Source organism: Dysgonomonadaceae bacterium zrk40 (genome assembly GCA_016916535.1).
In the GTDB taxonomy this organism is placed as follows: Bacteria; Bacteroidota; Bacteroidia; order Bacteroidales; family Dysgonomonadaceae; genus Proteiniphilum.
On sequence record CP070276.1, the window covers coordinates 698,104 to 723,648 of the forward strand.

Annotated in this window: 21 protein-coding genes, 1 tRNA gene and 1 pseudogene; 9 read left to right on the plus strand and 14 right to left on the minus strand. The window is 52.1% G+C overall.

Annotated elements, in window-relative coordinates; genetic code table 11:
• The first annotated feature begins 50 nt into the window (after positions 1-50).
• The gene (locus JS578_03070; protein QRX64253.1) at positions 51-1,628 is read left to right on the plus strand and encodes an IS66 family transposase; all 1,578 of its coding nucleotides are present in this window, start codon (positions 51-53) and stop codon (positions 1,626-1,628) included.
• Between the two features lie 152 nt (positions 1,629-1,780).
• Positions 1,781-2,137, plus strand: coding sequence for a hypothetical protein (locus JS578_03075; GenBank protein ID QRX64254.1), 357 nt, complete (start codon positions 1,781-1,783; stop codon positions 2,135-2,137).
• 47 nt (positions 2,138-2,184) lie between these two features.
• Here JS578_03075 and istB read toward each other — a convergent pair whose 3' ends face one another.
• Together istB and istA are read right to left on the minus strand one after the other, a co-directional pair.
• Positions 2,185-2,925, minus strand: coding sequence for an IS21-like element helper ATPase IstB (gene istB, locus JS578_03080; protein ID QRX64255.1), 741 nt, complete (start codon positions 2,923-2,925; stop codon positions 2,185-2,187).
• 29 nt (positions 2,926-2,954) lie between these two features.
• Positions 2,955-4,508 (minus strand): IS21 family transposase, encoded by a 1,554-nt coding sequence (istA, locus tag JS578_03085; GenBank protein QRX64256.1) that lies wholly within the window; start codon positions 4,506-4,508, stop codon positions 2,955-2,957.
• 277 nt (positions 4,509-4,785) lie between these two features.
• Here istA and JS578_03090 point away from each other — a divergent pair.
• Positions 4,786-4,929: pseudogene (locus JS578_03090) on the plus strand (DDE transposase).
• Positions 4,930-5,091: 162 nt separating this feature from the next.
• On the opposite strand, the gene JS578_03095 reads toward JS578_03090, so the two are convergent.
• From JS578_03095 to JS578_03105, 3 genes are all read right to left on the minus strand, one after another.
• Positions 5,092-6,669 (minus strand): IS66 family transposase, encoded by a 1,578-nt coding sequence (locus tag JS578_03095; protein QRX64257.1) that lies wholly within the window; start codon positions 6,667-6,669, stop codon positions 5,092-5,094.
• 95 nt (positions 6,670-6,764) lie between these two features.
• Positions 6,765-7,124 carry an IS66 family insertion sequence element accessory protein TnpB gene (gene tnpB / locus JS578_03100; protein QRX64258.1) on the minus strand — a complete coding sequence of 120 codons (360 nt, stop codon included), beginning with the start codon at positions 7,122-7,124 and terminating at the stop codon, positions 6,765-6,767.
• On the minus strand, positions 7,108-7,485 hold the full coding sequence (locus JS578_03105; protein QRX64259.1) for an IS66 family insertion sequence element accessory protein TnpB: 378 nt from the start codon (positions 7,483-7,485) through the stop codon (positions 7,108-7,110). The genes tnpB and JS578_03105 overlap by 17 nt, the downstream gene beginning before the upstream one ends.
• Before the next feature lie 203 nt (positions 7,486-7,688).
• Here JS578_03105 and JS578_03110 point away from each other — a divergent pair, with 203 nt between their 5' ends.
• Positions 7,689-8,075 (plus strand): transposase, encoded by a 387-nt coding sequence (locus JS578_03110; protein QRX64260.1) that lies wholly within the window; start codon positions 7,689-7,691, stop codon positions 8,073-8,075.
• A 322-nt stretch (positions 8,076-8,397) separates the two neighbouring features.
• Here the strand turns inward: JS578_03110 and JS578_03115 are convergent.
• The 3 genes from JS578_03115 to JS578_03125 form a co-directional block, all read right to left on the minus strand.
• Positions 8,398-8,471: transfer RNA gene (locus tag JS578_03115), tRNA-Asp, on the minus strand.
• Between the two features lie 120 nt (positions 8,472-8,591).
• The gene (locus JS578_03120; GenBank protein QRX64261.1) at positions 8,592-10,676 is read right to left on the minus strand and encodes a S9 family peptidase; all 2,085 of its coding nucleotides are present in this window, start codon (positions 10,674-10,676) and stop codon (positions 8,592-8,594) included.
• A gap of 329 nt (positions 10,677-11,005) precedes the next feature.
• The gene (locus JS578_03125; protein ID QRX64262.1) at positions 11,006-11,659 is read right to left on the minus strand and encodes an ABC transporter ATP-binding protein; all 654 of its coding nucleotides are present in this window, start codon (positions 11,657-11,659) and stop codon (positions 11,006-11,008) included.
• A gap of 318 nt (positions 11,660-11,977) precedes the next feature.
• Between JS578_03125 and pdxH the strand changes: the two genes are divergently transcribed.
• Positions 11,978-12,616, plus strand: coding sequence for a pyridoxamine 5'-phosphate oxidase (pdxH, locus tag JS578_03130; GenBank protein QRX64263.1), 639 nt, complete (start codon positions 11,978-11,980; stop codon positions 12,614-12,616).
• 24 nt (positions 12,617-12,640) lie between these two features.
• Here the strand turns inward: pdxH and tsaB are convergent, their stop codons facing one another.
• The 3 genes from tsaB to JS578_03145 form a co-directional block, all read right to left on the minus strand.
• Positions 12,641-13,339, minus strand: coding sequence for a tRNA (adenosine(37)-N6)-threonylcarbamoyltransferase complex dimerization subunit type 1 TsaB (gene tsaB, locus JS578_03135; GenBank protein QRX64264.1), 699 nt, complete (start codon positions 13,337-13,339; stop codon positions 12,641-12,643).
• Between the two features lie 182 nt (positions 13,340-13,521).
• Positions 13,522-13,836, minus strand: coding sequence for an RNA-binding protein (locus tag JS578_03140; protein QRX64265.1), 315 nt, complete (start codon positions 13,834-13,836; stop codon positions 13,522-13,524).
• 251 nt (positions 13,837-14,087) lie between these two features.
• Complete coding sequence (locus JS578_03145; protein QRX64898.1) at positions 14,088-16,139, minus strand: M3 family metallopeptidase; 2,052 nt, start codon at positions 16,137-16,139, stop codon at positions 14,088-14,090.
• Between the two features lie 231 nt (positions 16,140-16,370).
• Here JS578_03145 and JS578_03150 point away from each other — a divergent pair, with 231 nt between their 5' ends.
• The 3 genes from JS578_03150 (at position 16,371) to JS578_03160 (ending at position 20,457) form a co-directional block, all read left to right on the plus strand.
• Positions 16,371-17,546, plus strand: a complete 1,176-nt coding sequence (locus tag JS578_03150; protein QRX64266.1) for an ATP-binding protein — start codon at positions 16,371-16,373, stop codon at positions 17,544-17,546.
• A gap of 50 nt (positions 17,547-17,596) precedes the next feature.
• Positions 17,597-19,018 carry a PhoH family protein gene (locus tag JS578_03155; protein ID QRX64267.1) on the plus strand — a complete coding sequence of 474 codons (1,422 nt, stop codon included), beginning with the start codon at positions 17,597-17,599 and terminating at the stop codon, positions 19,016-19,018.
• Positions 19,019-19,083: 65 nt separating this feature from the next.
• The gene (locus JS578_03160) at positions 19,084-20,457 is read left to right on the plus strand and encodes a histidine--tRNA ligase (GenBank protein ID QRX64268.1); all 1,374 of its coding nucleotides are present in this window, start codon (positions 19,084-19,086) and stop codon (positions 20,455-20,457) included.
• Positions 20,458-20,464: 7 nt separating this feature from the next.
• Here the strand turns inward: JS578_03160 and JS578_03165 are convergent, their stop codons facing one another.
• The 3 genes from JS578_03165 to JS578_03175 all read right to left on the minus strand — a co-directional run bounded on the left by JS578_03165 (position 20,465) and on the right by JS578_03175 (position 23,142).
• A complete protein-coding gene (locus JS578_03165; protein ID QRX64269.1) occupies positions 20,465-21,127 on the minus strand; it encodes a hypothetical protein in 663 nt (220 codons plus the stop codon).
• A 343-nt stretch (positions 21,128-21,470) separates the two neighbouring features.
• Entirely contained in the window at positions 21,471-21,917 is a 447-nt protein-coding gene (locus JS578_03170; GenBank protein QRX64270.1) for a cold shock domain-containing protein, read from the minus strand.
• A gap of 109 nt (positions 21,918-22,026) precedes the next feature.
• Positions 22,027-23,142 carry a DEAD/DEAH box helicase gene (locus JS578_03175; protein QRX64271.1) on the minus strand — a complete coding sequence of 372 codons (1,116 nt, stop codon included), beginning with the start codon at positions 23,140-23,142 and terminating at the stop codon, positions 22,027-22,029.
• Between the two features lie 429 nt (positions 23,143-23,571).
• Here JS578_03175 and JS578_03180 point away from each other — a divergent pair, with 429 nt between their 5' ends.
• Positions 23,572-25,506, plus strand: coding sequence for an ABC-F family ATP-binding cassette domain-containing protein (locus JS578_03180; protein QRX64272.1), 1,935 nt, complete (start codon positions 23,572-23,574; stop codon positions 25,504-25,506).
• Positions 25,507-25,545 lie beyond the last annotated feature (39 nt).

The window sequence follows — 25,545 nt, forward strand, 5'->3', positions numbered from 1 at the left end:
TCCAGATCAGGGTTTTTTATTATTTTTATGACTGAATAAAAGCCCGGTAAATGGACCAGATGCAAGCCTTAGAACTCCTCATACAATCGCAGGCGGAACAAATCCGTCAGCTCACTGAGGCTAACGCGAAGCTATCTGAACAGCTCACCGGGATGCAGCAGCGGATGGATAAGCTGCTGGCACAGATCGCCTGGTTCACCCGGCAGTTCTACGGTCGTAAAAGCGAGAAACTCTCGCACCTGGATCCGGGCCAGCTCTCCCTGTTTGAAACGATTGCAGACGAAGAGGAAAGGCTTGCTGAGATCGAAGCGGCCCGTGCTACTGCCGAGAAGCAGATAGAAGAGCAGGCTCCCGCCAGGAAGAAAGAGAGATCCAACCGCAAGATGTTGGAGGGTCTGCCCGTGGTGGAGGTTGTGCTGGAACCGGAAGAACTTGATCTGAACAAGTACAAGCGTATCGGTGAGGAACGTACCCGTACACTTGAGTTTGAACCCGGGAAGCTGTACGTGAAAGAGCTTGTACGCCCCAAGTACGCTTTAAAAGACAACACTGCCCTGACGGTTGATGGCACAACCGGTGTGATCATCGCCCCGCTCCCGTTACTGCCCATATACAAGGGACTTCCCGGTGCCAGTCTTCTCGCTGAGATCCTGCTCCAGAAGTATGTGTATCATCTCCCCTTTTACCGCCAGGTGCAGCAGTTGGGGCATCTGGGGGTGAAGATACCGGAGAATACGATCTCCGGCTGGTTCAAACCGGCCTGTGAGCTCCTGAAGCCGCTCTACGAGGTACTGAAGAAAGAGTGTATTGATACTGATTACCTCCAGGTGGATGAAACCACACTTCCGGTGATCAACAAGGAAAGTCACAAGGCAAAGAAAGAATACTTGTGGATGGTGAGAGCGGTCATGAAGAAACTGGTTTTCTTTTATTACAACGATGGTTCCAGGTCACAACAAACCGTGGGTACCCTGCTGAAATCCTTTACCGGTTACCTGCAAAGTGACGGGTGGCAAGCCTACAATGTCTTTGACAAGGAGGATCAGGTGTGTCTCGTTGGCTGCATGGTCCACATAAGGCGCTATTACGAGAAGGCCCTGAATGAGAATAAAGCACTGGCAGAACATGCCCTGAAAGAGATCCAGCAGCTGTACCGGATAGAGAGGATGGCTGACGAGCGAAACCTCACGTTCGAGGCACGGGCCAAACTCAGGGAGGAACTTGCAGCTCCTATCATGAAGTCGCTTGAAGCCTGGATGGAGAAAACCTACCCGAAGGTCCTTCCCCAGAGCCTTATCGGTGAAGCCATCGGTTACTCCTACTCACTTTGGCCTCGAATGAAAAATTACCTGCTGGATGGCAGGCTGAAACTCGACAACAACATGGCTGAAAATGCCATCCGCCCCATTGCCCTGTCTCGAAAGAACTTCATGTTCTGTGGCAACCACGAGGCAGCCGGGAACACGGCCATCATCTGTTCCCTGTTGACCTCATGCAAGGAGCAGGGGGTGAATCCCCGAGAGTGGCTCATCGATGTGATAGGCAAGATGCCTTATTACCAGAAACCGGGGAATGATGAAAACCTGAAGAAGCTTTTGCCGAATTACTGGAAAAACAAAGGAAACTAGCGAATCTCTAGTCAAAATCTAATAATGCTCTAATAAATGCCTATAGGCACTCTAATAATACGCTAACAATTTACTAGAGAACCCGCAGTTGTCGGAATGAATAATCTGATCAAATCCGTGGGTGCATATGCTCCGGAATAATCAAGAGGCAGTTGCTCGGGTGCTTACCGAAGGATGAAGAAGATGATAATGATGACGACCCTGATCCTCATCCCGGGAACAAGGGGAAGCTTCAATTGGATGCAACGGTCTGTGATGCGGATATCAAGTATCCCACCGACCTGGACCTGTTGAACGAGAGCCGTCAAAAAGCAGAGGAACTGATTGATGAACTGTGTTTGAAGCTGGGAGTTCAGGATAAACCCCGCACGTACATGAGGGTTGCCCGCAAGGAGTTCCTGAATGTGTCGAAAATGAAGAGAAAACCGGCCAACGTGTTAAGAAAAGCGATACGCTGTGTATTTCGGTCTGATAGTGCCACTCTTTTCGGTCAAACCGTGTCACTATAATTCATAGTTTTTACCTATTTGAAAGATCATTGGCAAAGTTAATAATTTTATTCAGTTGTACTTATTTTTCCTTTCCTAAGGGACTCACCTTTAAGTATTATTCTGTGTGATGAGTTTACTATCCTGTCCAGGACAGCATCTGCTATTGTTTGCTCCCCAATCAGATCATACCAGGCTGATACCGGTATTTGTGAGGATAATATAGTTGATGCCTGATTATGCCTCTCGTCAATAATATCCAGTAATATCTCCCTGGATTGATTGTCAAAGGCATGCAGCCCAAAGTCGTCTAAGATAAGTATATCTGCTTTTATTAGTTTTGACAGCTCCTTCAGGTAAGTGCCGTCTATTTTACTGAGTTTGAGTCTGCCGATAAGTTTGGCGGTGTTTGCATATAACACTTTGTATTCCATTAAACAGGACTGATATCCCAAAGCTTGAGCAAGATAGCTTTTGCCCGTACCGGATGCTCCAGTTATTATGATGTTTTCTTTTCGTTTAATAAAGTCCAGAGTGGCCAGACGGGTAAACATGTTTTTATCCAGATTGCGTTGCTGATTGTATTCAACATCCGCTACACTGGCCTGTTCTCTGAAGCCGGCCTGTTTGATAAGACGCTCTATTTTATTATTCAATCGTTCTTCCCATTGATGATCTGTAAGCAATGCAAGGTATTCATCAGCTGTGACATTCTCTATCCTGTTGTCCTTGATATGCTGATAATGCAATGAAGCCATCGCTCCGAGCCTCATTTGTTTTAATCTTTCGACTGTTTGATTGTTGTTCATTATTATAGGTTTATAATTAACTAATTTGCTTAACTGTAGGATGATGCTCCCCTTATATTATGATGCAGCGGTATGTGCGACTGTGCACTATCGGATTCATTATATGAGATTAATGCTTTATCCATGTTATTCTTCAGGATGTTTTTGATTCGGGTATATGATGGTATCCCGGCATTTAAAGCCATTTTACAGGCCCTGTTTAATCTTTCTGAGCCATATGCTTTATGGAGTTGTAAAAGACCGGTTACACGCTTGTAACCAATCTCGGGATAATCTACAGATGCAAGTATATGTTCTACACAGCTGACAACATGCTCACCATGCGCTGCAGCTTTATTCTTAAAGTAATCCGGATTCCAACCCAGGTATGATTGATGCGTACTGCTCAGGTGATCTGAGTTAGTGTTATAGCTGCCTGTTGAGTGATTCCTTTGATGTATGGCTATGCGCTGATGATTGTAGTAAACCTCTATATGTTTCTGTGTATAATGTATTTGCGTTTGTTTGCCTATATAGCGGTATGGTACACTATAATAACTCTTATCGGGTGAAAAATATACATATCCCATTTTCTGAACCTTTGCCCTGCGGTACTCTTTTATCTCGTACTGCTCGCCGGGTAATGGCTTCAGATAGCCTCGCTCTATTGTCTGGAACAGTTCCAGTCTGCTGGCCTCTTTACGCTTAAAGAGCAGTTTGTTGTATTCTGTAAGCAATCGCCTGATCTCCCTGTTGAGCTCTTCTATCGAGAAGAATGTCATTTCTCGAAGAGGGTAATAGATTCTTTGATAAGTAAGGTGTACAGCATTTTCTACTAATGCTTTATCCTGTGGAGCATACACTCTTGTGGGGTTAATAACACAACCGTAATAACTGGCAAAGTCTTTGAAGCAGCGGTTAATAACTGCTTCATGTTTGCTGGCTCTTGTAACGGCAGACTTTAGATTGTCAGATACGATTGCCTTTGGAACACCGCCATAAAAGTGTAATGCGTTTTTACAGCAACTTATAAAATCATTACGGTTCTGTGTGGCACAGGCTTCAACATAAGTATATTGACTACAGGGTAAAATTGATACGAAGACTTCAATCTGTTTGATCTCACCCGTATCTTTATCTACTATCTCAAGCCTTTTACCGGCAAAGTCAACGAACATCTCATGGCCTGCAATATGCTCAAGCTTCATTGAACCTTTTACTTTACTGTTTTTACGGTGGAAGTGCTCCAAGAACTGAGTGTAGCTGTAGGGGTTGCTTACATTATTTACATACTCATTATAATGGTACTGAAAAGTAAAACCGGGATGACTCCGGGCTGCTTTGATGCGCTCAATATAGCACATTAAATCATCATGCCGGGAAGTGTCGATAGTAGTTTTACTGGTGAAGAGTTCGTTTAAACGAGTCTCTTCAAAGTTTAAAAGCTCGCTAATGCTGTAACCACTTGATTTAAACTGTTGTACATAGCTGTTAACGGTATTACGAGATATACCAAGTGTAGCACCAATCTTGCGGTTACTAAAACCGTCTTTGATTAAGACTAAAATTTGTTTTATATCCATAGGATCAAGTTTATTTGCCATACCGCATCCCTTTTTTAGGGACAAGATAACTTGATCTTTTCAAAGTGGCACAAATCGAACCGTAAAAAGTGGCACGGTTTGAACCGAAAAAGGTGGCACACATAGACCGAAATCACTGGCACAAATCAAACCGTTTTATCCAATACGCAAGCAGATCAACTACCTGAAACGGGATATACGGACCATCGATGAGATGCTGTACACCATAAAGGATGAGCCGATTCCTTTTGACAGGCGGCAACTGAAATATTATTTTGTTATCCAGCATCTGCTGGAACAACAGGAGAGCATGTACAAGAAGAAGAGCCATCAAGTAGAAGATCGCATCGTGAGCATTCATCAGCCGCATGTACGTCCCATCGTGCGTGGCAAGGCCAAGGCCAAGACGGAGTTTGGCGCCAAGATCAACATCAGCGTAAGCACCCGAGCAACTGCCTCTTGATTATTCCGGAGCATATGCACCCACGGATTTGATCAGATTATTCATTCCGACAACTGCGGGTTCTCTAGTAAATTGTTAGCGTATTATTAGAGTGCCTATAGGCATTTATTAGAGCATTATTAGATTTTGACTAGAGATTCGCTAGTTTCCTTTGTTTTTCCAGTAATTCGGCAAAAGCTTCTTCAGGTTTTCATCATTCCCCGGTTTCTGGTAATAAGGCATCTTGCCTATCACATCGATGAGCCACTCTCGGGGATTCACCCCCTGCTCCTTGCATGAGGTCAACAGGGAACAGATGATGGCCGTGTTCCCGGCTGCCTCGTGGTTGCCACAGAACATGAAGTTCTTTCGAGACAGGGCAATGGGGCGGATGGCATTTTCAGCCATGTTGTTGTCGAGTTTCAGCCTGCCATCCAGCAGGTAATTTTTCATTCGAGGCCAAAGTGAGTAGGAGTAACCGATGGCTTCACCGATAAGGCTCTGGGGAAGGACCTTCGGGTAGGTTTTCTCCATCCAGGCTTCAAGCGACTTCATGATAGGAGCTGCAAGTTCCTCCCTGAGTTTGGCCCGTGCCTCGAACGTGAGGTTTCGCTCGTCAGCCATCCTCTCTATCCGGTACAGCTGCTGGATCTCTTTCAGGGCATGTTCTGCCAGTGCTTTATTCTCATTCAGGGCCTTCTCGTAATAGCGCCTTATGTGGACCATGCAGCCAACGAGACACACCTGATCCTCCTTGTCAAAGACATTGTAGGCTTGCCACCCGTCACTTTGCAGGTAACCGGTAAAGGATTTCAGCAGGGTACCCACGGTTTGTTGTGACCTGGAACCATCGTTGTAATAAAAGAAAACCAGTTTCTTCATGACCGCTCTCACCATCCACAAGTATTCTTTCTTTGCCTTGTGACTTTCCTTGTTGATCACCGGAAGTGTGGTTTCATCCACCTGGAGGTAATCAGTATCAATACACTCTTTCTTCAGTACCTCGTAGAGCGGCTTCAGGAGCTCACAGGCCGGTTTGAACCAGCCGGAGATCGTATTCTCCGGTATCTTCACCCCCAGATGCCCCAACTGCTGCACCTGGCGGTAAAAGGGGAGATGATACACATACTTCTGGAGCAGGATCTCAGCGAGAAGACTGGCACCGGGAAGTCCCTTGTATATGGGCAGTAACGGGAGCGGGGCGATGATCACACCGGTTGTGCCATCAACCGTCAGGGCAGTGTTGTCTTTTAAAGCGTACTTGGGGCGTACAAGCTCTTTCACGTACAGCTTCCCGGGTTCAAACTCAAGTGTACGGGTACGTTCCTCACCGATACGCTTGTACTTGTTCAGATCAAGTTCTTCCGGTTCCAGCACAACCTCCACCACGGGCAGACCCTCCAACATCTTGCGGTTGGATCTCTCTTTCTTCCTGGCGGGAGCCTGCTCTTCTATCTGCTTCTCGGCAGTAGCACGGGCCGCTTCGATCTCAGCAAGCCTTTCCTCTTCGTCTGCAATCGTTTCAAACAGGGAGAGCTGGCCCGGATCCAGGTGCGAGAGTTTCTCGCTTTTACGACCGTAGAACTGCCGGGTGAACCAGGCGATCTGTGCCAGCAGCTTATCCATCCGCTGCTGCATCCCGGTGAGCTGTTCAGATAGCTTCGCGTTAGCCTCAGTGAGCTGACGGATTTGTTCCGCCTGCGATTGTATGAGGAGTTCTAAGGCTTGCATCTGGTCCATTTACCGGGCTTTTATTCAGTCATAAAAATAATAAAAAACCCTGATCTGGACAAGCTTTCAGGAGATTATTTTCACTCTTTTTCTGATTATTTTTACTACCCGTTTCTCATCGCTTTGAGCCTCTTCAACCGGCTGCCCGGATCATCCTGTATCCCTTCTACCATCATCACCAGATCACGCCACTGCATGGGATAGGAACGACTCTTCTCATCGTACGCGGGAATGCGGAAGGTGCCTTCCTCGAGCCTTTTCATGTACAGAACCAACCCTCCATCTTCTGCATGCAAAAGCTTCATGGTTGTACGGTTTCGATTGATGAAGATGAAGACATCACCCATGCGCACATCATATCCCATCAGGTTTTGAACCACACCACAGAGCGAGTTCATCCCTTTTCGCATGTCTGTCTTCCCAGGACACAGGAAGTAGCGCATATTATCATTCAGGCAGAACATGGCGTGAGCAGATTTGATTCAGTAAATTGATAGCGATCTCTGTCTGGGCACTGCCAATGAAACTGACCTGGATACCTCCCGGGAGCTTGATCCTGATCTCTCCCTGACTGCTGCGTGGTGATGAGGCCGGCGAGGATACAGGGGCTTTTATGGGTAGGTTTAAGTTGATTGGTGCCAGCATGTCCGTGGGTGCATCCGGCGCATGATTGTTATAGGGCCGGGTGAGTCCGAACTTGGTTTTCCAGTAGTGGAAGCTTGAGACCGTATAGGACTCGTTCGCACAAAAGTCCTTGATGCTTAACCCGCTCTTCTGTTGGCGTTCCAGTATCGCCAGGAATTCTTCTTTGCTTACAGGCTTCATAGAAAATAGGTTTGCAGGCAAAGATCGGAAAAAACCATTTTCGCTAAAATGGGTATTTTATCGGGGGCTTACACATCAGCCTGCTGGATGGATATGCCAGGGTTGATCATTTTGACTGGGATGCCTTTAACGAGGGGCAGGATCTTCAGGCACAGGTCGAACGCTTTAGGGAACTGACAGGGAAATACCCGGAGCTGGTTCAGGTGGACAAGATATATCTTACCCGGGAGAACAGGCGGTTTTTGAAAGAGAAAAGAATCCGCTACACCGGGGAACCACTGGGACGAAAACCGGTAAAAGAGATCAAGAGCAGATACCAAAAACGTAAAGAGCGACGAGAGGCGGCGGAACGCAATCAGGTTGAAGGAAAGTTTGGTCAGGGCAAACGTGGATATGGTTTAAATGATATCCGCGCCAGATTGGCCACGACGTCAAACAGTTGGATAGGGGCTATCATTTTTGTGATGAACCTGATCCGACACATGAGGGATATTCCCTTGCCTTATTTTGTCTCTTTACTATTGAAGCTGATGAGAATGAGAAATATAAACATTTATCCACTCGGGCCACAAATGAAACTGTGTGCCTGATTGGGAATTAGTAAGCAGACCCTACTTACAGTAACACCCCTTCTATAAATCCTTCGGTATAATATATCACCATCGGATCAGCTTGTCCGATACAAAAGTAATAAAAAAGATTAAATACAATTAATGTGCTCGGTTATTACGGGCTAATACATGCAAAACTAAATATCAACAAGTTGAAGTGATTTTGTTATAAGGTACACTTCAACAAAGATAGATGGTGAGATCAATAATCCTGTATGGTGAGGAGAAGCATAAGAATCAATGAATCTTAATAAAGAAAAAAGGTAAAAAGCTTTTTAAAAGCTTTTTACCTTTTATTTTGCGGTATGGACGGGACTCGAACCCGCGACCCCCTGCGTGACAGGCAGGTATTCTAACCAACTGAACTACCACACCGTTTGCAAATCGTTTCCGATAGCGAGTGCAAAGGTAAGCATATTTTTCAAATCGCAAAATATTTTGCGCCGTTTTTTGAAAATATTTTAGCTGCTTTTCCCCTGCACCCGCTGCTTCCCTTTACTTCAACCACTGGTCGAACCAGCGGAAGAACTCGCGCTGGAAGAGCACGCCGTTCTGCGGGCGGGCTATCCAGTGGTTCTCGTCGGGGAAGATGAGCATCCGCGAGGGGATGTCGCGCAGCTGCGCGGCGTTGAACGCCATCATGCCCTGCGATGCCAGGATGCGGTAGTCCAGCTCGCCGTGGGTGATCATGATGGGGGTGTCCCACTGCTCCACGAAGCGGTGGGGCGAATTTTCGTAGGTGCGCTGTGCCGTGGCATTGCCCTTGTCCCAATAGGGGCCGCCCATGTCCCAGTTGGCGAACCACATCTCCTCGGTTTCGAGGTACTGTGCCTCCAGGTTGAAGATGCCGGCATGTGAGAGGAACGCCTTGAAGCGCCCCTCGTGGTGCCCCGCGAGCCAGTAGACCGAGAAGCCGCCGTAGCTGGCGCCGGTGCAACCGAGGCGATTTTCATCCACAAAGGGTTCTTGCGACACCGCGTCGATGGCGGCGAGGTAATCCTTCATGTTCTGCCCGCCATAGTCGCCGCTGATCTGCTCCAGCCACTCCTGGCCAAAGCCGGGCAGGCCGCGCCGGTTGGGGGCGACGACGATATAGCCGTTGGCGGCCATCATCTGCAGGTTCCAGCGGTAGGACCAGAACTGGCTCACCATGCTCTGCGGTCCCCCCTGGCAGTAAAGCAGCGCGGGGTATTGCTTCGCCGGGTCGAAGTCGGGCGGGTAGACCACCCAGGTGAGCATCTGCTTGCCGTCGGTGGTTTCGATCCAGCGCTCTTCCACCGCACCCATGGTGAGGTTGGCCAGCAGCTCGCTGTTCTCCTGCGACAGGTTGGTGGCTTCGCCCGAGGTGAGATCCACGGAATAGATCTCGGTGGGCTGTGAGAGCGACTGGCGGGTGGCGATCAGCTGGCCGTCGCCGGTTGCCACGGAGGTGTAGTCGTGCATCCCGCCGGTGATGGGGGTGATGCTCCTGGTGGCGATGTCGGCGGCGTAGAGCTGCGTGGTGCCCTGCACGGGCGACACCAGGTAGATCGTCTTACTGTCGCTCTCCCAGGCGAAGGCATCGGTGTTGTAGTCGAACGACTCGGTCACGTAGCTCTTCTCACCCGTGGCGAGCTCCATCACGAAGAGACGGTTCTTGTCGGACTCGTAGCCGTCGCGCTCCATGCTCTGCCAGGCTAGGTAGCGGCCGTCGGGCGAGAACTGCGGGTTGACATCATAGCCCATCATCCCCTCGGTGACGTTGCGGGTCTCACCGCTTGCCAGGTCGTAGAAGTAGATGTCGGAGTTGGTGGACTCACTATACTCCCTGCCGGTTTTCTTGCGGGAGGTGTAGGCGATGGTGCTGCCGTCGGGGCTCCAGGCGAGCTGCTCGATGCCGCCGAAGGGTGCCAGCGGTGATTCGTAGGGCTCCCCCTCCATCAGATCCCTGATGTTGTTGAGACGGTTTCCCTCCAGGTCGGCCAGGAAAGGATGCGGCACACTCTCCACCCAGTGGTCCCAGTGCTTGTACATCAGGTCGTCCACCACGCGGCCGCTAGCTCCCGGCAGGTCTGCATACTGTTCTCCCGGCTTCTTGCCGCTCTGCACACTGCGGATGAAAAGCACCTTCTTGCCGTCGGGTGAGATGATGAAGCCCTCGATGGGCTCCTCCTGGTTGGAGATCTGCGTCATCCCTCCCCCGTCGGGGTTGATGGTCCAGATCTGCGACGAGCCGGTCTCGTTGCTCAGGAAGGCGATCTTGCGCCCCCCGTCAATCCACTGGGCATTGCTCTCCTGCGTGTTGGTGATGGTGAGCTGTTTCTTGCCCGTGCCGTCACGCTGCATGATGAAGAGTTCGTTGTTGCTTTTGTTCTCCGGGATGCTGATGTAGGTGACCTGGTAGAGGATCTGCGAACGGTCGGGCGATACCGACACGCTACCCACGCGGCCGAAGCTGTGCAGCACCTCTGCCGTCATCTTTCCCTGCGCGACGGACGGATCGGCCTTGCCGATGATCTCAGTCAGCTCCTGGGCGGACCTGCCTTCAGGTCCCTTTGCCTCGTTGCAGGAGAGCATGCTCCCGCCAATTGCGATTGCCATAAACACTGTTTTGAATTTCATATCTCTTACGTTTGTAAGTTAGTATGTTGGTAAGTTAGTATGTTGGTAAGTTCTTGGTTCAATGTTCAATGTTCGAGGTTCTAAATCACTTGCTGTATGTGTGCGGATATATTTCCAAGACCTCAGCTTATTGTCGGGGCACCCGTTCGCTGCAACAAGCGCAACCTGACAAGCTGTTTGAGCGTAGCGAGTTCTTGTCAGGTAGCTTGTAAAGCGTGAACGGGTCGACAAGAAGATGCAGTCGCTGTGAAATATATCCGCACAACTGACAGCTGATCACTGACAACTGACAACTGACAAGCTGCCAGCTATTTCTCAACAACCCCGTCCCGCATGTGAATGGTACGGTCGGTGATGGAGGCCAGCTGCTCATCGTGCGTCACGATCACGAACGTCTGGTTCAGTTTGTCGCGCAGCTCAAAGAAGAGCTGGTGCAGCTCCGCCTTGTTGTCACTGTCGAGGCTGCCGGAGGGCTCATCGGCGAACACCACCAGGGGGTCGTTGATCAGGGCACGGGCTACTGCCACGCGCTGCTTCTCACCACCGGACAGCTCTGCCGGCTTGTGCTCCTCCCGCTCCGAGAGGCCCATCATCGCCAGCAGCTCACGGGCCCGTGCCTCCGCCTTCGCATGCTTCACGTTGCCTATCAGCGCAGGGATCATCACATTCTCCAGCGCCGTGAACTCGGGCAGCAGCTGGTGAAACTGGAAGACGAAGCCGATGTTTTTGTTGCGGAAGTCGGCCAGCTGCTGTTCGCTGAGCTGACTCAGGTCCTCTCCGTCGATCAGGACACGACCACCGTCCGATTTCTCCAGGGTGCCCATGATCATGAGCAGGGTGGTCTTGCCGGCACCGCTGGGACCGACGATTGAGACAATCTCTCCACGCTTTACCTCCAGGTCTATTTCTTTCAACACCTGCAGCGACCCGAAGCTTTTGGTGATCTTTTCCGCTTTTATCATCTGATCTACAATATTCTTTTTCCTGATCATCGGGATGCACAGAGCATCTCCACATGATCAGTCTCCCTTTGTTCGCCTGCAGATTGCCGGATGGATTAACTCCACTTCCGGCTGCCAAAGAAACAGATTTCCCCGCAGGAACAATGTGCGAAGATAAGAAAAAAGCTTTACATTATACGCAACATGAACCAGATCAGGTTGGCAGTTAGACTCCCGGAGATCTAAATTTGTTTCGGAGGATCAACCCGCAGGGAACATCTTCCCCGCTAAAACTGTTCTATGAAACATGGGGAACCATCCTCTCAAAATGAACGAAACATGAAGAAATTACATACCATGCGCCGGGAGTACAACAGCGGCGCATTGCCGGAGCAGGCAATGGACAAGGATCCGATGACGATGTTCGCCCGCTGGCTGGAGGAGGCGATCGCAGTAGAGATCGAGGAACCCAACGCAATGACAATCGCCACCGCCACACCGGAGGGCAGACCCTCGGCACGGGTGGTGCTGCTCAAAGAGATGGGGAGCGACGGCTTCGTCTTCTTCACCAACTACCTGAGTCGCAAGGGGCGGGAGCTGGCGGCCAACCCGCTGGCGGCGTTGCTGTTCGACTGGCACCCGATGGCACGACAGATACGCATTGAGGGAAGGGTTGAACAGCTCTCACCCGAAGAGTCGGATGCCTACTACAACTCGCGACCGGAGAACGCACGCATCGGTGCCTGGTCGTCTCCCCAGAGCAGGGTGGTGCGGGACCGTGTGGAGCTGGATGCCCTGCAGCGGGAGGTGGAGCAGCGATTCGCACAGGAACCGCTCCCCCGCCCCGTTCACTGGGGCGGATACCTGGTGCGCCCCACCATGATTGAGTTCTGGCAGGGACGTCCCGACCGGATGCACGACCGGCTGGTATATTACAAAACGGAAGAGGGGTGGAGCCTGCACCGGCTCGCACCCTGAACAACGATTCTTATCCCTCGAAGCCTACCTTGCGGTGGGTATGATTTTGTTTTTAGCCACCGTGGCCACGAACTCTTTCAGGTAATGGGGTTCGAAATAGGCGCTGTCAACAAACTGCTTCTCATTGAATGCCTGCTCAGCCAGCGGCACCATGCCGGTTGCCAGGGGATGGATATCGTCCACGAACAGGGCGTTGGGATGGGTGATCACCGGCCGGCACTTGTCGGCTCCGTTGCCGAAAAAGTGCACCTTGTGTTTTGACAGTAAATCGAGATAGCTCTCCCCGTCAACGATGTCGGCAGCCGTGGGGCGGATCGTTTCCAGCGTGCGATTGTAGAAGGTGGCGTACACCTCCATGCGGCGGGCATCAATCATGGGACAGAGCAGATCCTCCTCCCCTGCCCTGGCGGCTACCATCGAGGCCATCACCAGCGGTGTGGGGATGGCGATGAGGGGGATGCCCAGTCCGTAGCTGAATCCCTTTGCCTCGGAGACACCGATGCGCAGACCGGTGTAGGAGCCCGGGCCGCTGCTCACGGCGATGGCATCGAGGGTGATCGCCTCTTTGCGGACATATTTCATGATCTCATCGACAAACACTCCCAGCAGGGTGGCGTGCGACTGTCCCCGGAAATCCTCGCGGGAGAGCAGCAGCTCCCCGTCGCGCGACAGGGCGCAGGAGCAGGCGGGTGTGGCCGTTTCAATGGAAAGGATGGTGCACATGCTTCAATATCTGTCTAAATACAATTCTCTTCACGGCCAGATGCAACGACCGGGGTTTCAGTTATATCGTCCTTGAAAGGTGTAAAGGTACAAAAAAGCGGTGAAGCCACTTTACGAGAGGGGCAAAAAAAAAGAACTGCATCACATCGGATGCAGTTCTTTTCTAAACCTATGGGTGCTACTTAGTACCTGTTGCTTCTTTCGCGATTTCCGTAACCACCGCGGTTGTTGTTGCGGGGACGGTCACCACCTTCAGTACGGGGACGGGCTACTGATACAGAAAGCGTACGTCCGTCGTATTCTGCATCGTTCAGTTCTTCAATGGCATGCTGTCCTTCTTCGTCGTTGGACATTTCTACGAAACCGTAACCTTTTGAGCGACGGGTTTCACGATCGGTAATGATCTTAGCTGAGGATACTTCACCATACTCCTCAAACAGTTCTTTTAAATCGGCGTCAGTAATCTGATAACTTAAGCCAGCTACAAAAATGTTCATGTAAAATAATTAAAATAAAAATAAAAATAAATTTTGCGCAGAAGTCTTTGAATGAGAGAAGTTAGAAATGACTTGACAGTGGTGTGAAGTAAATATTTAACGGCTCGCAAAAAAAACCTTTTGCCCGACAAAGATAGGTATAAATTATTTGTGACAAAATATTTTAGGGGAAAATCGCAAAAAAAAGAGAAAAAAAAGGGGAATTGTCTCCAATTCCCCTAATTTTCACCCTGTTTGAGCAAAAATATGAATCAATTCACGCCGCTTCGTTTGAGCAGTGCCTCTACCGTGGGCTCCTGACCGCGGAACCGTTTGTAGAGTTCCATCGGCTCTTCGGTGTTGCCCCGCTCCAGGATGTTGCGGCGGAACGAGTCGGCTGTCGCCTTGTCGAAGATGCCGTTCTGCTTGAAGAGCGAGAAGGCATCGGCATCCATCACCTCGGCCCACTTGTAGCTGTAGTAGCCGGCGGCGTATCCTCCGGAGAAGATGTGGCCAAAGGAGGTCGACATGCAGGCTTCCGGCACCACCGGCAGCAGCTGCACGCGTGCCATCGCCTCCTGCTCGAATGCGGGGACATCGCCCTCAAAAGGCTCTGTGAGCGAGTGCCAGGCCATGTCGAGGTATCCGAAGGAGAGCTGGCGCAGGGTGAGGTAGCCGGTGTTGTAGTTCGAGGCATCAATGATCTTCTGCAGCAGCGCGTCGGGCATCTTCTCACCGGTCTCGTAATGGAATGCGAAGCGGTCGAGGTACTCCTTCTCGATGAGCCAGTTCTCCATGATCTGTGAGGGCAGCTCCACGAAGTCGCGGTAGACACCGGTGCCTGAGAGGCTCTCGTAGGTGCTGCGGGCCAGCATGCCGTGGAGGGCGTGGCCAAACTCGTGGAGGAAGGTCTCCACCTCGTCGAAGGTGAGCAGCGCCGGCTTGCTGTCGGTGGGACGGGTGAAGTTCATCACGATGGTGACGTGGGGACGGCTGTCTACACCATCTTTCATGTACTGGCTCTTGAAGGAGGACATCCAGGCACCGGAACGCTTGCCGTCGCGCGGGTGGAAGTCGGTGTAGAGCACCGAGAGGAAGTCGCCATTCTCATCCAGCACGTCGAACGCCTCCACCTCGGGGTGGTAGACCTGGATGGCCGGGTTGGGCACAAACTGCAGCCCGTAGAGCTCGGTAGCCAGTCCGAAGACCCCTTTCTTCACGTTCTCCAGCTCGAAGTAGGGACGTGTCATCTCGTCGTTCACCCCGTAGCGGTTGTCTTTAAGCTTGTCGGCATAGAAGCTCCAGTCCCAGGGTTGCATCTCCATGGGCTTCCCCTCCACCTCCGAGGCGTAAGCAGCCACCGCAGCCACCTCATCGCGGGCCACATCGCCGAAGGCATCGGCCAGGTTGTCGAGCAGGCCGAAGACGCCGGCGGCATTCTTCGCCATGCGGTTCTTCAGCACGTAGTCGGAGTAGCTCTTGTAGCCGAGCAGGTTGGCGATCTGCAGGCGCAGCGTGGCAATCTTGCGCACATTCTCCCGGTTGTCATACTCACCGCCCTTCACCCCCTTGGTGGCGTTGGCCATGTAGAGCTTGTGCCGCAGGTCGCGCCGGGAGGAGTATTTCATGAAGCCGATGTAGCTCGGTGCGGAGAGGTCGATCAGCCATCCCTCCTTGTTCTTGGCCTTCGCCTTGGCAGCGGCGGCATCGATCAGGCTCGCGGGCAGTCCCGCCAGGTCGGCCTCATCGGTGAGCAGCATCTCGTAAGCGTTGGTCTCGCGCAGGTTGTTCTGCCCAAAGTCGAGTGTCGCCTTGCTCAGCTCCATGGAGAGGGCGCGGTACTGCTCCTTGCCCTCGGCCGTGAGCGTGGCACCACTGTTCTCGAATCCTTCGTAGTACTTCTCCGTGAGGCGGATCTGCTCAGGGGTGAGTCCTGCGGCATGTCGGTTGTCATGGACCGCTTTCACCCTCTTGAAGAGCGCCTCGTTGAGGTTGATGTTGTTGGAGTGTTCCGACAGCTTCGGACTGAGTCGCTGGGAGATCTCCATCATCTCATCGTTGCTCTCAGAGCCCAGCAGGTTGAAGAAGACGCTGCTGACGCGGTTCATCATCGCACCCGAGTGCTCGATGGCCTCGATGGTGTTGGCGAAGGTGCCTGCATCAGGGTTGGATGCAATCCTGTCGATCTCCGCCTGGTGTTCGGCAATCGCTTTCTCGAAGGCCGGTTCGTAATGTTCGATTTTGATCTCGTTGAAGGGTGCCGTGGCGTGCGGCGTTTCGAACGGCTTGAAGAAGGGGTTCTTCTCCGCCGAGGCTGTTGTCATCATCATCACAGAAAATAGGATTAATAGTGTTTTCTTCATAAAAAAAACTTTACATTTGTGGAAATCATAATGGGAACAAAGATACATTTTTTTCGGATTGATTTAACATTCCTGTTTCGGGTGAAGTCATCTGCGTAAGACAACAAGTTTGAGGTTCCCGGTTCGATGTTCACTTTTTGTAAGTTACAATTTTGTTAGTCCGAAAGAAAAAGCTATATTTGTTGCAAGACAATGAGATCGGTACCATTCACATACGGACGCGTGACCGCTTCGGATGACTTCACCAACCGTAGCGAGGAGATAGCACTGCTGAAACGCAACTTCCTGGCGGGGGTGAACACCATCCTGATCTCCCCGCGCCGCTGGGGCAAAACATCCCTGCTGCGCAGGGTGAGTGAGGAGCTGACGCGCGAACAGAAGGATCTCCGCATATGCCACATCGATATTTTCGATCTCCGCAACGAACATCAGTTTTACGTGGCCCTGGCCAACGGGGTGCTGCAAGCCACCTCCTCCCGGTGGGAGGAGTTCGTGAAGGATGCCAAGCAGTTCCTGGGAGCGCTGGTGCCCACCATCACCTTCTCACCCGACATGCAGACCGGCGTCTCGTTTGGCGTGGGATGGGAAGAGATTGAACGCAACCCGGAGGAGATCCTCGACCTGGCGGAGCGGGTGGCAGAACAAAAGAAGATTCAAATAATCGTATGCATCGACGAGTTTCAGTCGCTCGCCTCCTTTTCCAACCCGCTGGCATTCCAGAAGAAGCTGCGGGCACGCTGGCAGAACCACCGGCATGTATCCTACTGCCTCTACGGCAGCAAGCGCCACATGCTGCTGGAGGTGTTCACCGACAGCTCGATGCCCTTCTACAAGTTCGGCGAGCTGCTCTACCTGAAGAAGATCGGGACGGAGGAGTGGATACCCTTCATCCGCCGCCGCTTCAGCGATACGGGCAAGGAGATCTCGGCAGACGACGCACGCCTCATCGCCCAACTGGCGGAGAACCACCCCTACTACGTGCAGCAGCTGGCACAGCAAAGCTGGTTCCGTACCGGCAGGAAGTGCAACAGGGAGATCATCCTCTCTGCCTGCGAGGACATCGTGGGTCAGCTGGGACTGCTCTTCGCCAACATCACAGAACGATTCTCCGCCACCCAGATGGGCCTCCTCAGGGCGATCATCGCGGGGGAGAAGCAGCTCTCGGCACAGCAGACGCTGCTGCATTACCGACTGGGCACATCGGCCAACGTGGTGAGGATGAAAAGAGGCCTGATTGAGTCGGAGGTGCTGGACGACAGCGGTGGGGAGCTCACCTTCCTGGACCCGATGTTCCGCTACTGGCTGGAGTTCATCCTCTTTCATAAAGAGTCAACAAATAATTTCACAAATGATAAAACAGAAAGCTAACAGCTAACAGCTAACAGCTTTATATAAACAACCCTTAATCGAAATAACAGATGGCTACAACAAAGAAAAGTGAAGAGAAGACAACGAAGAGCACAGCTGCCAAGGCAGAGAGTAAAGGAACCACGCGCACGCGCAAGAGCGTGAAGGCAGGGACGAAGAAGAACTTCATCCTCGACACCAACGTGATCCTGCACGACTACAAATGCCTGGACAACTTCGAAGAAAATGATATCTACATCCCCTTCATCGTGTTGGAAGAATTGGACAAGTTCAAGAAAGGAAGCGACCAGATCAACTTCAACGCCCGTGCTTTCGTGCGGGAGCTGGACCTGATCACCGACGATGATTTCTTCGTAAAAGGTGCCGACCTGGGTGTGGGCAAGGGGAAGCTCTACATCGTGAACGCACCGCACACCAACAAGAAGATCAATGACGCCTTCCCGGAAAAGATACCCGACAACCGTATCCTCTCGGTGGTGGATGACATCGCAACGAAACACCCGCAGATGAAAACCGCTCTGGTATCGAAAGATATCAACCTGCGGATGAAGGCCCGCTCACTGGGCATGCTGGCGGAGGATTACATCACCGACAAGGTGACCAACATCGACATCTTCGACCAGGGTGAGGTGGTGATTGAAGGAGTCAACCCGGACCTGATCGACCTCATCTACGCGCAGAACGGGGGGGTGGAGCTGGAGGCTTTCAGCTTCGAGAAACAGCCGGATCCGAATCAGTGCTTCATCCTCAAGAGCGAACGCAACAGCGTGCTGGCACGTTACAACCCTTTCACACAGAAGGTCGTCAAGGTGGACAAGGAGAACAACTTCGGCATCCAGCCCCGCAACGCGGAACAAGCCTTCGCCTTCGAGGTGCTCAACGATCCGGATGTGAAGCTGGTGGGCCTCACCGGCAAGGCGGGTACCGGTAAGACGCTGCTGGCACTGGCATCGGCACTGAAGCAGCATAAGATATACGGGCAGATCCTGCTGGCACGACCCATCGTCTCCCTCTCGAACAAGGACCTGGGCTACCTGCCGGGCGACGAGAAGCAGAAGGTGGCTCCCTACATGCAGCCGCTGTTTGACAACCTCAACGTGATCAAGACACAGCTGGGACAGAACAGCCCCGACCTGAAGGTGATCGAGGAGCTGCAGAAATCGGGACAGCTGGAGATTGAAGCGCTCGCCTTCATCCGCGGACGAAGCCTCACCGAGACCTACTGCATCATCGACGAGGCACAGAACCTGACGCCCCACGAAGTGAAAACAATCATCACCCGCGCGGGAGAGAACACCAAGATGGTGTTCACGGGCGACCTGCAGCAGATCGACTCGCCTTACCTCGACACACAGTCGAACGGCCTGGCTTACATGATCGACAAGATTAAGGGGCAGACGCTCTTCGGTCACGTGAACCTGGTGAAGGGCGAACGCAGCGAGCTCTCAGAACTGGCGAGCAACCTTTTATAGCTAATCGCTAACAGCTGACAGCTATTTTTTCATTATCTTTGCATCCCGATAAAAGAAATCAGACGATGCAGAAACCAACCATACCCAAAGGGACCCGTGATTTTTCGCCCGAAGAGACGGCGAAGCGCAACTATATCTTCGACACCATCCGTGAGGTATACCGCCTCTACGGCTTTCGCCAGATTGAGACACCGGCAATGGAGAACCTCTCCACGCTGATGGGCAAGTATGGCGAGGAGGGGGACAAGCTGCTCTTCAAGATCCTCAACTCGGGCGATTTCCTCTCGTCGATGAGCGAGGCGGACCTGAAGGAGGGCAACGCTGCAAAAACAGCCACCCGCATCTCGGAGAAGGGATTGCGTTACGACCTTACCGTACCTTTCGCACGCTACGTGGTGATGCACCGCAACGAGATCACCTTCCCCTTCCGGCGCTACCAGATACAGCCGGTGTGGCGGGCCGACCGCCCGCAAAAGGGTCGCTACCGCGAGTTCTTCCAGTGCGACGCCGACATCGTGGGATCGGACTCGCTCCTCAACGAGGTGGAGCTGGTGCAGATCATCGACGAGGTGTTCAGTCGCCTGGGCATCCGCGTGGCAGTGAAGCTGAACAACCGCAAGATCCTCTCCGGCATCGCCGAGATCATAGGCGAAGCGGACAAGATCACCGACATCACCGTGGCGATCGACAAGCTGGACAAGATAGGACTGGAGAAGGTGAACGAGGAACTGGCATCCAAAGGAATCGCACAGGAGGCGATCGACAGGCTGCAGCCGATCATCCTGCTGAGCGGGAGCACCGCTGAGAAGCTGACGAAGCTGCGGGAGCTGCTGGCACCCTCCGAGACCGGCACCAATGGCGTGGAGGAGATGGCGTTCATCATCGCCAAGACGGAAGCGTTGCAGCTTCGCAACGAGGTGGAGCTGGACCTGACGCTGGCGCGCGGCCTCAATTACTACACCGGTGCGATCATCGAGGTGAAGGCGCTCGACGCGCAGATTGGCAGCATCACCGGCGGCGGCCGCTACGACAACCTGACCGGCATCTTCGGACTGCCGGGCGTCTCGGGTGTAGGCATCTCCTTTGGTGCGGATCGCATCTACGATGTGCTGACGCAGCTGGAGCTCTTCCCGGAGAGCTTCTCCCACTCCACCGAACTGCTCTTTGTGAACTTCGGCGAACGGGAGGCGGACTGGCTTCTCCCCCTGGTGGCGAAGATACGTCGCGAGGGCATCTGCTGCGAGCTCTATCCCGAAGCTGCAAAGATGAAGAAGCAGCTCTCCTACGCCGACAGCAACCGGATCCCTTACGTGGCTATGGTGGGTGAGAACGAGATGAAAGAGGGCAGGATCACGCTCAAGAACATGCAGTCGGGCGATCAGACAAGTGTTGCCCCGGACGAGGTGGCGGCAATTGTGAGAGGCAGATTAAAACAATGAAGGGAATTCACTGCTTGTAGGAGTAAAACATCCGATGCTTCAAGCTCAATCCTGTACTGGGATCAAGGTTGAAAGAGGCAAAATTGCAAGTGGGACAATTCCCTTTCACATAAGAGATGTCAGTCTGTTTGGGAACTATTGACATGGTGATATTAAAATCTTCAAATACTGAATTCCCGATGGCCTCCACAAATTCCAACCCAATGTAGAAAGGGGAATTATTCTCTATTTCTATTTCATACTCTGTAAGATCAAGATACATCTTTTGATCAATTTTCTTCGTAATAAAATAGCCGGGCCCTTCAAAAAGTATCGCCGAAGGCTGGTGATCTTCTGAATCCAAGATGATCGGCTTTACAATAAAACCATCCTTCTCAGAATCACCCCATCGATAGTTAAAGTAAAACTCAATCCCTCTGATGAGGATATCTTTGTGTGTGACAAGGTTTATTTGTGAAACAATTTTTGATTTCCCTTTAATGGCGACTCTGATATTCTTACGATCCGTTGATTTCAACAGCTCAATATCACCCTTTGGATATACAATCAATTCATCGAGCTGAATGATTTTTTCTTCCTTCTGAACTTCCCTCTCAGCACCTTTATTGTCCTGCGAATATGCAGAAAGGAGAACCAACACAGCGTATACGGTTACAACAATCTTTTTCATGCTATAATGAGGTTTGTTCTCCTGGCAGGGGACAACTTTGAAAAAGTAAAGTGAAAAATCACTCTTTGAATAATATGCAACTTCTGAGATTGCATGCGATTCATTAGTTTGAATACTATCATCAATCTGAAATCATATTTGACAGATTAATTATTGCAACTGATCTTATTTTACAAAAATAACAGTTTTTTTAAAGCAATGACACACTTTACTAAAAACTTAACGCTAAAAATGAATGTATCACTCTTATATTCTGCACTTTATGGTATGTGATTTTAACGGCAACAAAATAAAAATGAGGATGCATCAATTACTGCGTTTTGACACACCCTCATTCTAGATCTTATTGGATGATCTTCACATCCACGGCATTCATTCCCTTGGGACCGCGCTCCAGTCGGTAGGTGACCAGATCGCCCTCCGCAATACCATGCTCGGCATTGCTCTTGTGGAAGAAGTACTTGATGACGCTGTTGCCCTCACGGATGAATCCGAAGCCACGTGTTTCATCGTAGAAGTCGACACGTCCTTCCGGGTCGCCCGCCTCCTCGCTGACCTCCTTGCGGGGTACAGAGATCTCGATATCTTCCAGTTCAATCTTCTCCTCTTCCTGAATGGGTTCAGGCGGTGTATCGATGATCACACCGTTGGCGTCAACATAGGCAATCATATCCTCGAAGGAGTTGGTGCCCTGCTGTTTGCGTTCCTCTTTCTTCTTCAGTTTCTCTTTCTTCTTCTGCTGTTTCTGCTTCTCGATCTCTCTTTTGTTGAATGAATTTGATCTTGCCATTGATTCGTTTAAAAAGTTTTATGTTATTATGTTATTACGTTATTAGTTCGTTTTTTGTTCATTTTTTGATGTACAAAAAAGCTGATAACTGATCACTGACAACTGATTCCTAATTCGCAATCGGCAGCTTCCGCCCCGTAAGCTTCTGGATGTCGCGCAGCATCGGTTTCTCCTCCGACGTACAGAAGGTGAGGGCCCGTCCGCTGTTGCCGGCACGACCGGTACGTCCGATGCGGTGCACGTAGGTCTCCGCCACGTCGGGCAGGTCATAGTTGATCACCAGGTCGAGCTGATCAATGTCGATGCCGCGGGCGGCGATATCGGTGGCGATCAGCACCTTCGTGGTGCGTGCCTTGAACTCGCTCAGCGCGCGCTGGCGTGCGTTCTGCGACTTGTTGCCATGGATGGCCGCGCTCCCTATGCCCGCCTTGGTCAGGATGCGTGCAATTTTGTCGGCACCATGCTTGGTGCGCGAGAAGACCAGCACCGAATGATTGGGTTCCTGCTTCAACAGGTCGATCAGCAGATCCTTCTTATCGGGCTTCTCCACCAGGTAGATGCGCTGGTCGATGGTTTCCACCACCGAGGATACCGGCGTCACCTCCACGCGTACCGGCTTGTGCAGGATGGTGCGTGAGAGCGTGGCGATGGAATCGGGCATCGTAGCCGAGAAGAAAAGCGTCTGCTTGTGCTTGGGCAGCAACGGAAGCAACCGCTTGATGTCATGGATGAATCCCATGTCGAGCATCCGGTCTGCCTCGTCGAGGACGAAGTGGCGGATGTGCTGCAGGGTGATGATGCCCTGGCCGATCAGGTCGAGCAAGCGGCCCGGCGTGGCGACGAGGATGTCGATGCCCCCTTTCAGGGTGTTCACCTGTGCATTCTGCTTCACCCCGCCAAAGATGACGGTGTGGCGCAGGCGGGTGTACTTGTTGTACTCGCGGATGCTGTCGTCGATCTGGATGGCCAGCTCACGCGTGGGGGTCAGGATCAGCGCCCTGATCTCTCTCTTCCTTCCCTGCGGTTTGTCTGAGCAGAGTTGCTGAATGATGGGAATGGTGAAGGCGGCTGTCTTGCCGGTACCTGTCTGTGCCAGTCCCAGGATGTCTTTGTTGTGCAGCGCCGGCATGATGGCCTGCTCCTGTATCGGTGTGGGGGTGGTGTATCCTTTCTCACTAAGAGCCCTTAAGATCGGCTCCATGATCTCTAAATCGTTAAATGTCATTCGTTTTGTCTATGACTGCCATTTTTTATTGATGAGGCAGCACTGTTGTTATTGTGACCGCATGTAGGTGGGGATCCTGATTCCCATGCCCATTTCTACAGGGCGGCTGATGTTTCTCTCTCTGACCGTCCCTACCGTACAACGGCAGGACCCGGTTCACGCTCTCCTCTGTCCGCAGAGCCGGGAGTAGGACGTTTATTAACAAATGGTGGGGAAGCACTGAATGAGTAGGACCTGCACGCGATATGTTACGGGGAACAAAGATAGGTAAAAAAATTCACATTTGCATGTTTCACGCTTTTATTCATAAATGGTTTTAGGTTCATCAAACATAATAACGTAACAACGTAACAACTTAATAACCTAAAAACCTAAAAACGTTTTCAAACTCCCCCAAAAAACGTTTCCTTTGCACAAAATTACAGAGAAATGGTCTCAATAGACAACCTCACCGTGGCATTCGGCGGATTCACACTGCTCGACAACATATCTTTCGTACTGAACAGAAACGAGCGGGTGGCCCTCACCGGCAAGAACGGCGCCGGCAAGTCGACCCTCCTCAAGATCATGGCGGGACTGCAGCAGCCTTCCTCCGGCAACATCTCCCTCCCCAAGGAGGTCTCCATAGGTTACCTGCCCCAGCAGATGAAGCTGAGCGACGGGCGCACCGTGCGCGAGGAGGCATCGCTCGCCTTCGAGCACCTGCAGAAGATGGAGAAGGAGCTGGAGCGACTGCACCGGGAGATGGCAGAGCGGACCGACTATGAGTCGGACGCCTACAGTCAGGTGATTGAACGGGCGACTGACCTGCAGGAGCTTCTCCAGATGTCGGGCATCCACAACTTTGAGGCGGAAGTGGAAAAGACGCTCACCGGGCTGGGCTTCGCACGTGCCGACCTGGAACGTTCCACCCGTGAGTTCAGCGGTGGCTGGCGCATGCGCATCGAGCTGGCCAAGATACTCCTGCAGGCACCCGACGTGCTCCTGCTCGACGAGCCTACAAACCACCTCGACATTGAATCGATCCAGTGGCTGGAGAACTTCCTCTCCACACACGCCAACGCGGTGATGCTGGTGTCGCACGACAGGGCTTTCCTCGACGCGGTGACCACCCGCACCGTGGAGATCATGCTGGGTGACATCCACGACTACAAGGTGAGCTACAGCAAGTATGTGGAGCTGCGCAAGGAGCGCCGCGAGCAACAACAACGGGCCTACGAGAACCAGCAGAAGCAGATCAAAGATACGGAGGACTTCATTGAGCGCTTCCGCTACAAGGCCACCAAATCGAACCAGGTGCAGTCGCGCATCAAACAGCTGGAAAAGATTGACCGCATCGAGGTGGATGAGGTGGACAACTCACGCCTCAACCTGAGGTTCCCACCGGCACCCCGCTCGGGCAGCTACCCGGTGATCATGGAAGAGATGGAGAAACGCTACGGCGACCACCTGGTCTTCAGCAACGTCACGCTCACCATTGAACGGGGCGAGAAGATCGCCTTCGTGGGCAAGAACGGCGAGGGGAAGTCGACGCTGGTGAAGTGCATCATGCAGGAGATCGACCATGGGGGCAAGCTGGAGCTGGGACACAACGTGAAGATAGGTTACTTCGCACAGAACCAGGCGCAGCTGCTGGACGAAGAGATGACGGTGTTCGAAACCATCGATTACGTGGCAGTGGGCGACATACGGACGAAGATACGCGATATCCTGGGTGCCTTCATGTTCGGCGGTGAGGCATCCGACAAGAAGGTGAAGGTGCTCTCGGGCGGCGAGCGGAGCCGCCTGGCGATGATACGCCTCCTGCTGGAGCCTGTGAACCTGCTCATCCTCGATGAGCCTACCAACCACCTGGACCTGGCATCGAAAGATGTACTGAAAAAAGCGATCCGCGAGTTCGACGGCACCGCCATCATTGTGTCGCACGACCGTGACTTTCTCGACGGGCTGGTGGACAAGGTCTATGAGTTCGGTGGCGGCAAGGTGCGGGAGCACATCGGCGGCATCTACGACTTCCTCTCGAAGAAGAAGATGGAGACCCTGCAGCAGCTGGAGCTCTCCGCATCACCTACGGCAAAACGGGAGGAGAAACGGGAAGAGCCGTCGGAGAACAAGCTCTCCTACCAGGAGCAGAAGGAGCAGAACCGTCAGCAGCGCCGCCTGGAGAAACAGGTAGCAGAAGCGGAGCAGAAGGTAGCCTCGCTCGAGGAAAAGCTGAAGAAGATGGAGGAGCAGCTGGCCACACCCGAAGGTGCCTCCGACATGGAGCTGCTGCAGAAATACCTGGAGGTGAAGGCCCGCCTCGATCAGGCGATGAACAACTGGGAGCGGGCGACGACGGAGTTGGAAACGTTCATACAATGAGAAAGACAGATATCAAGGGTTCAAAGTATGGTAAATAAT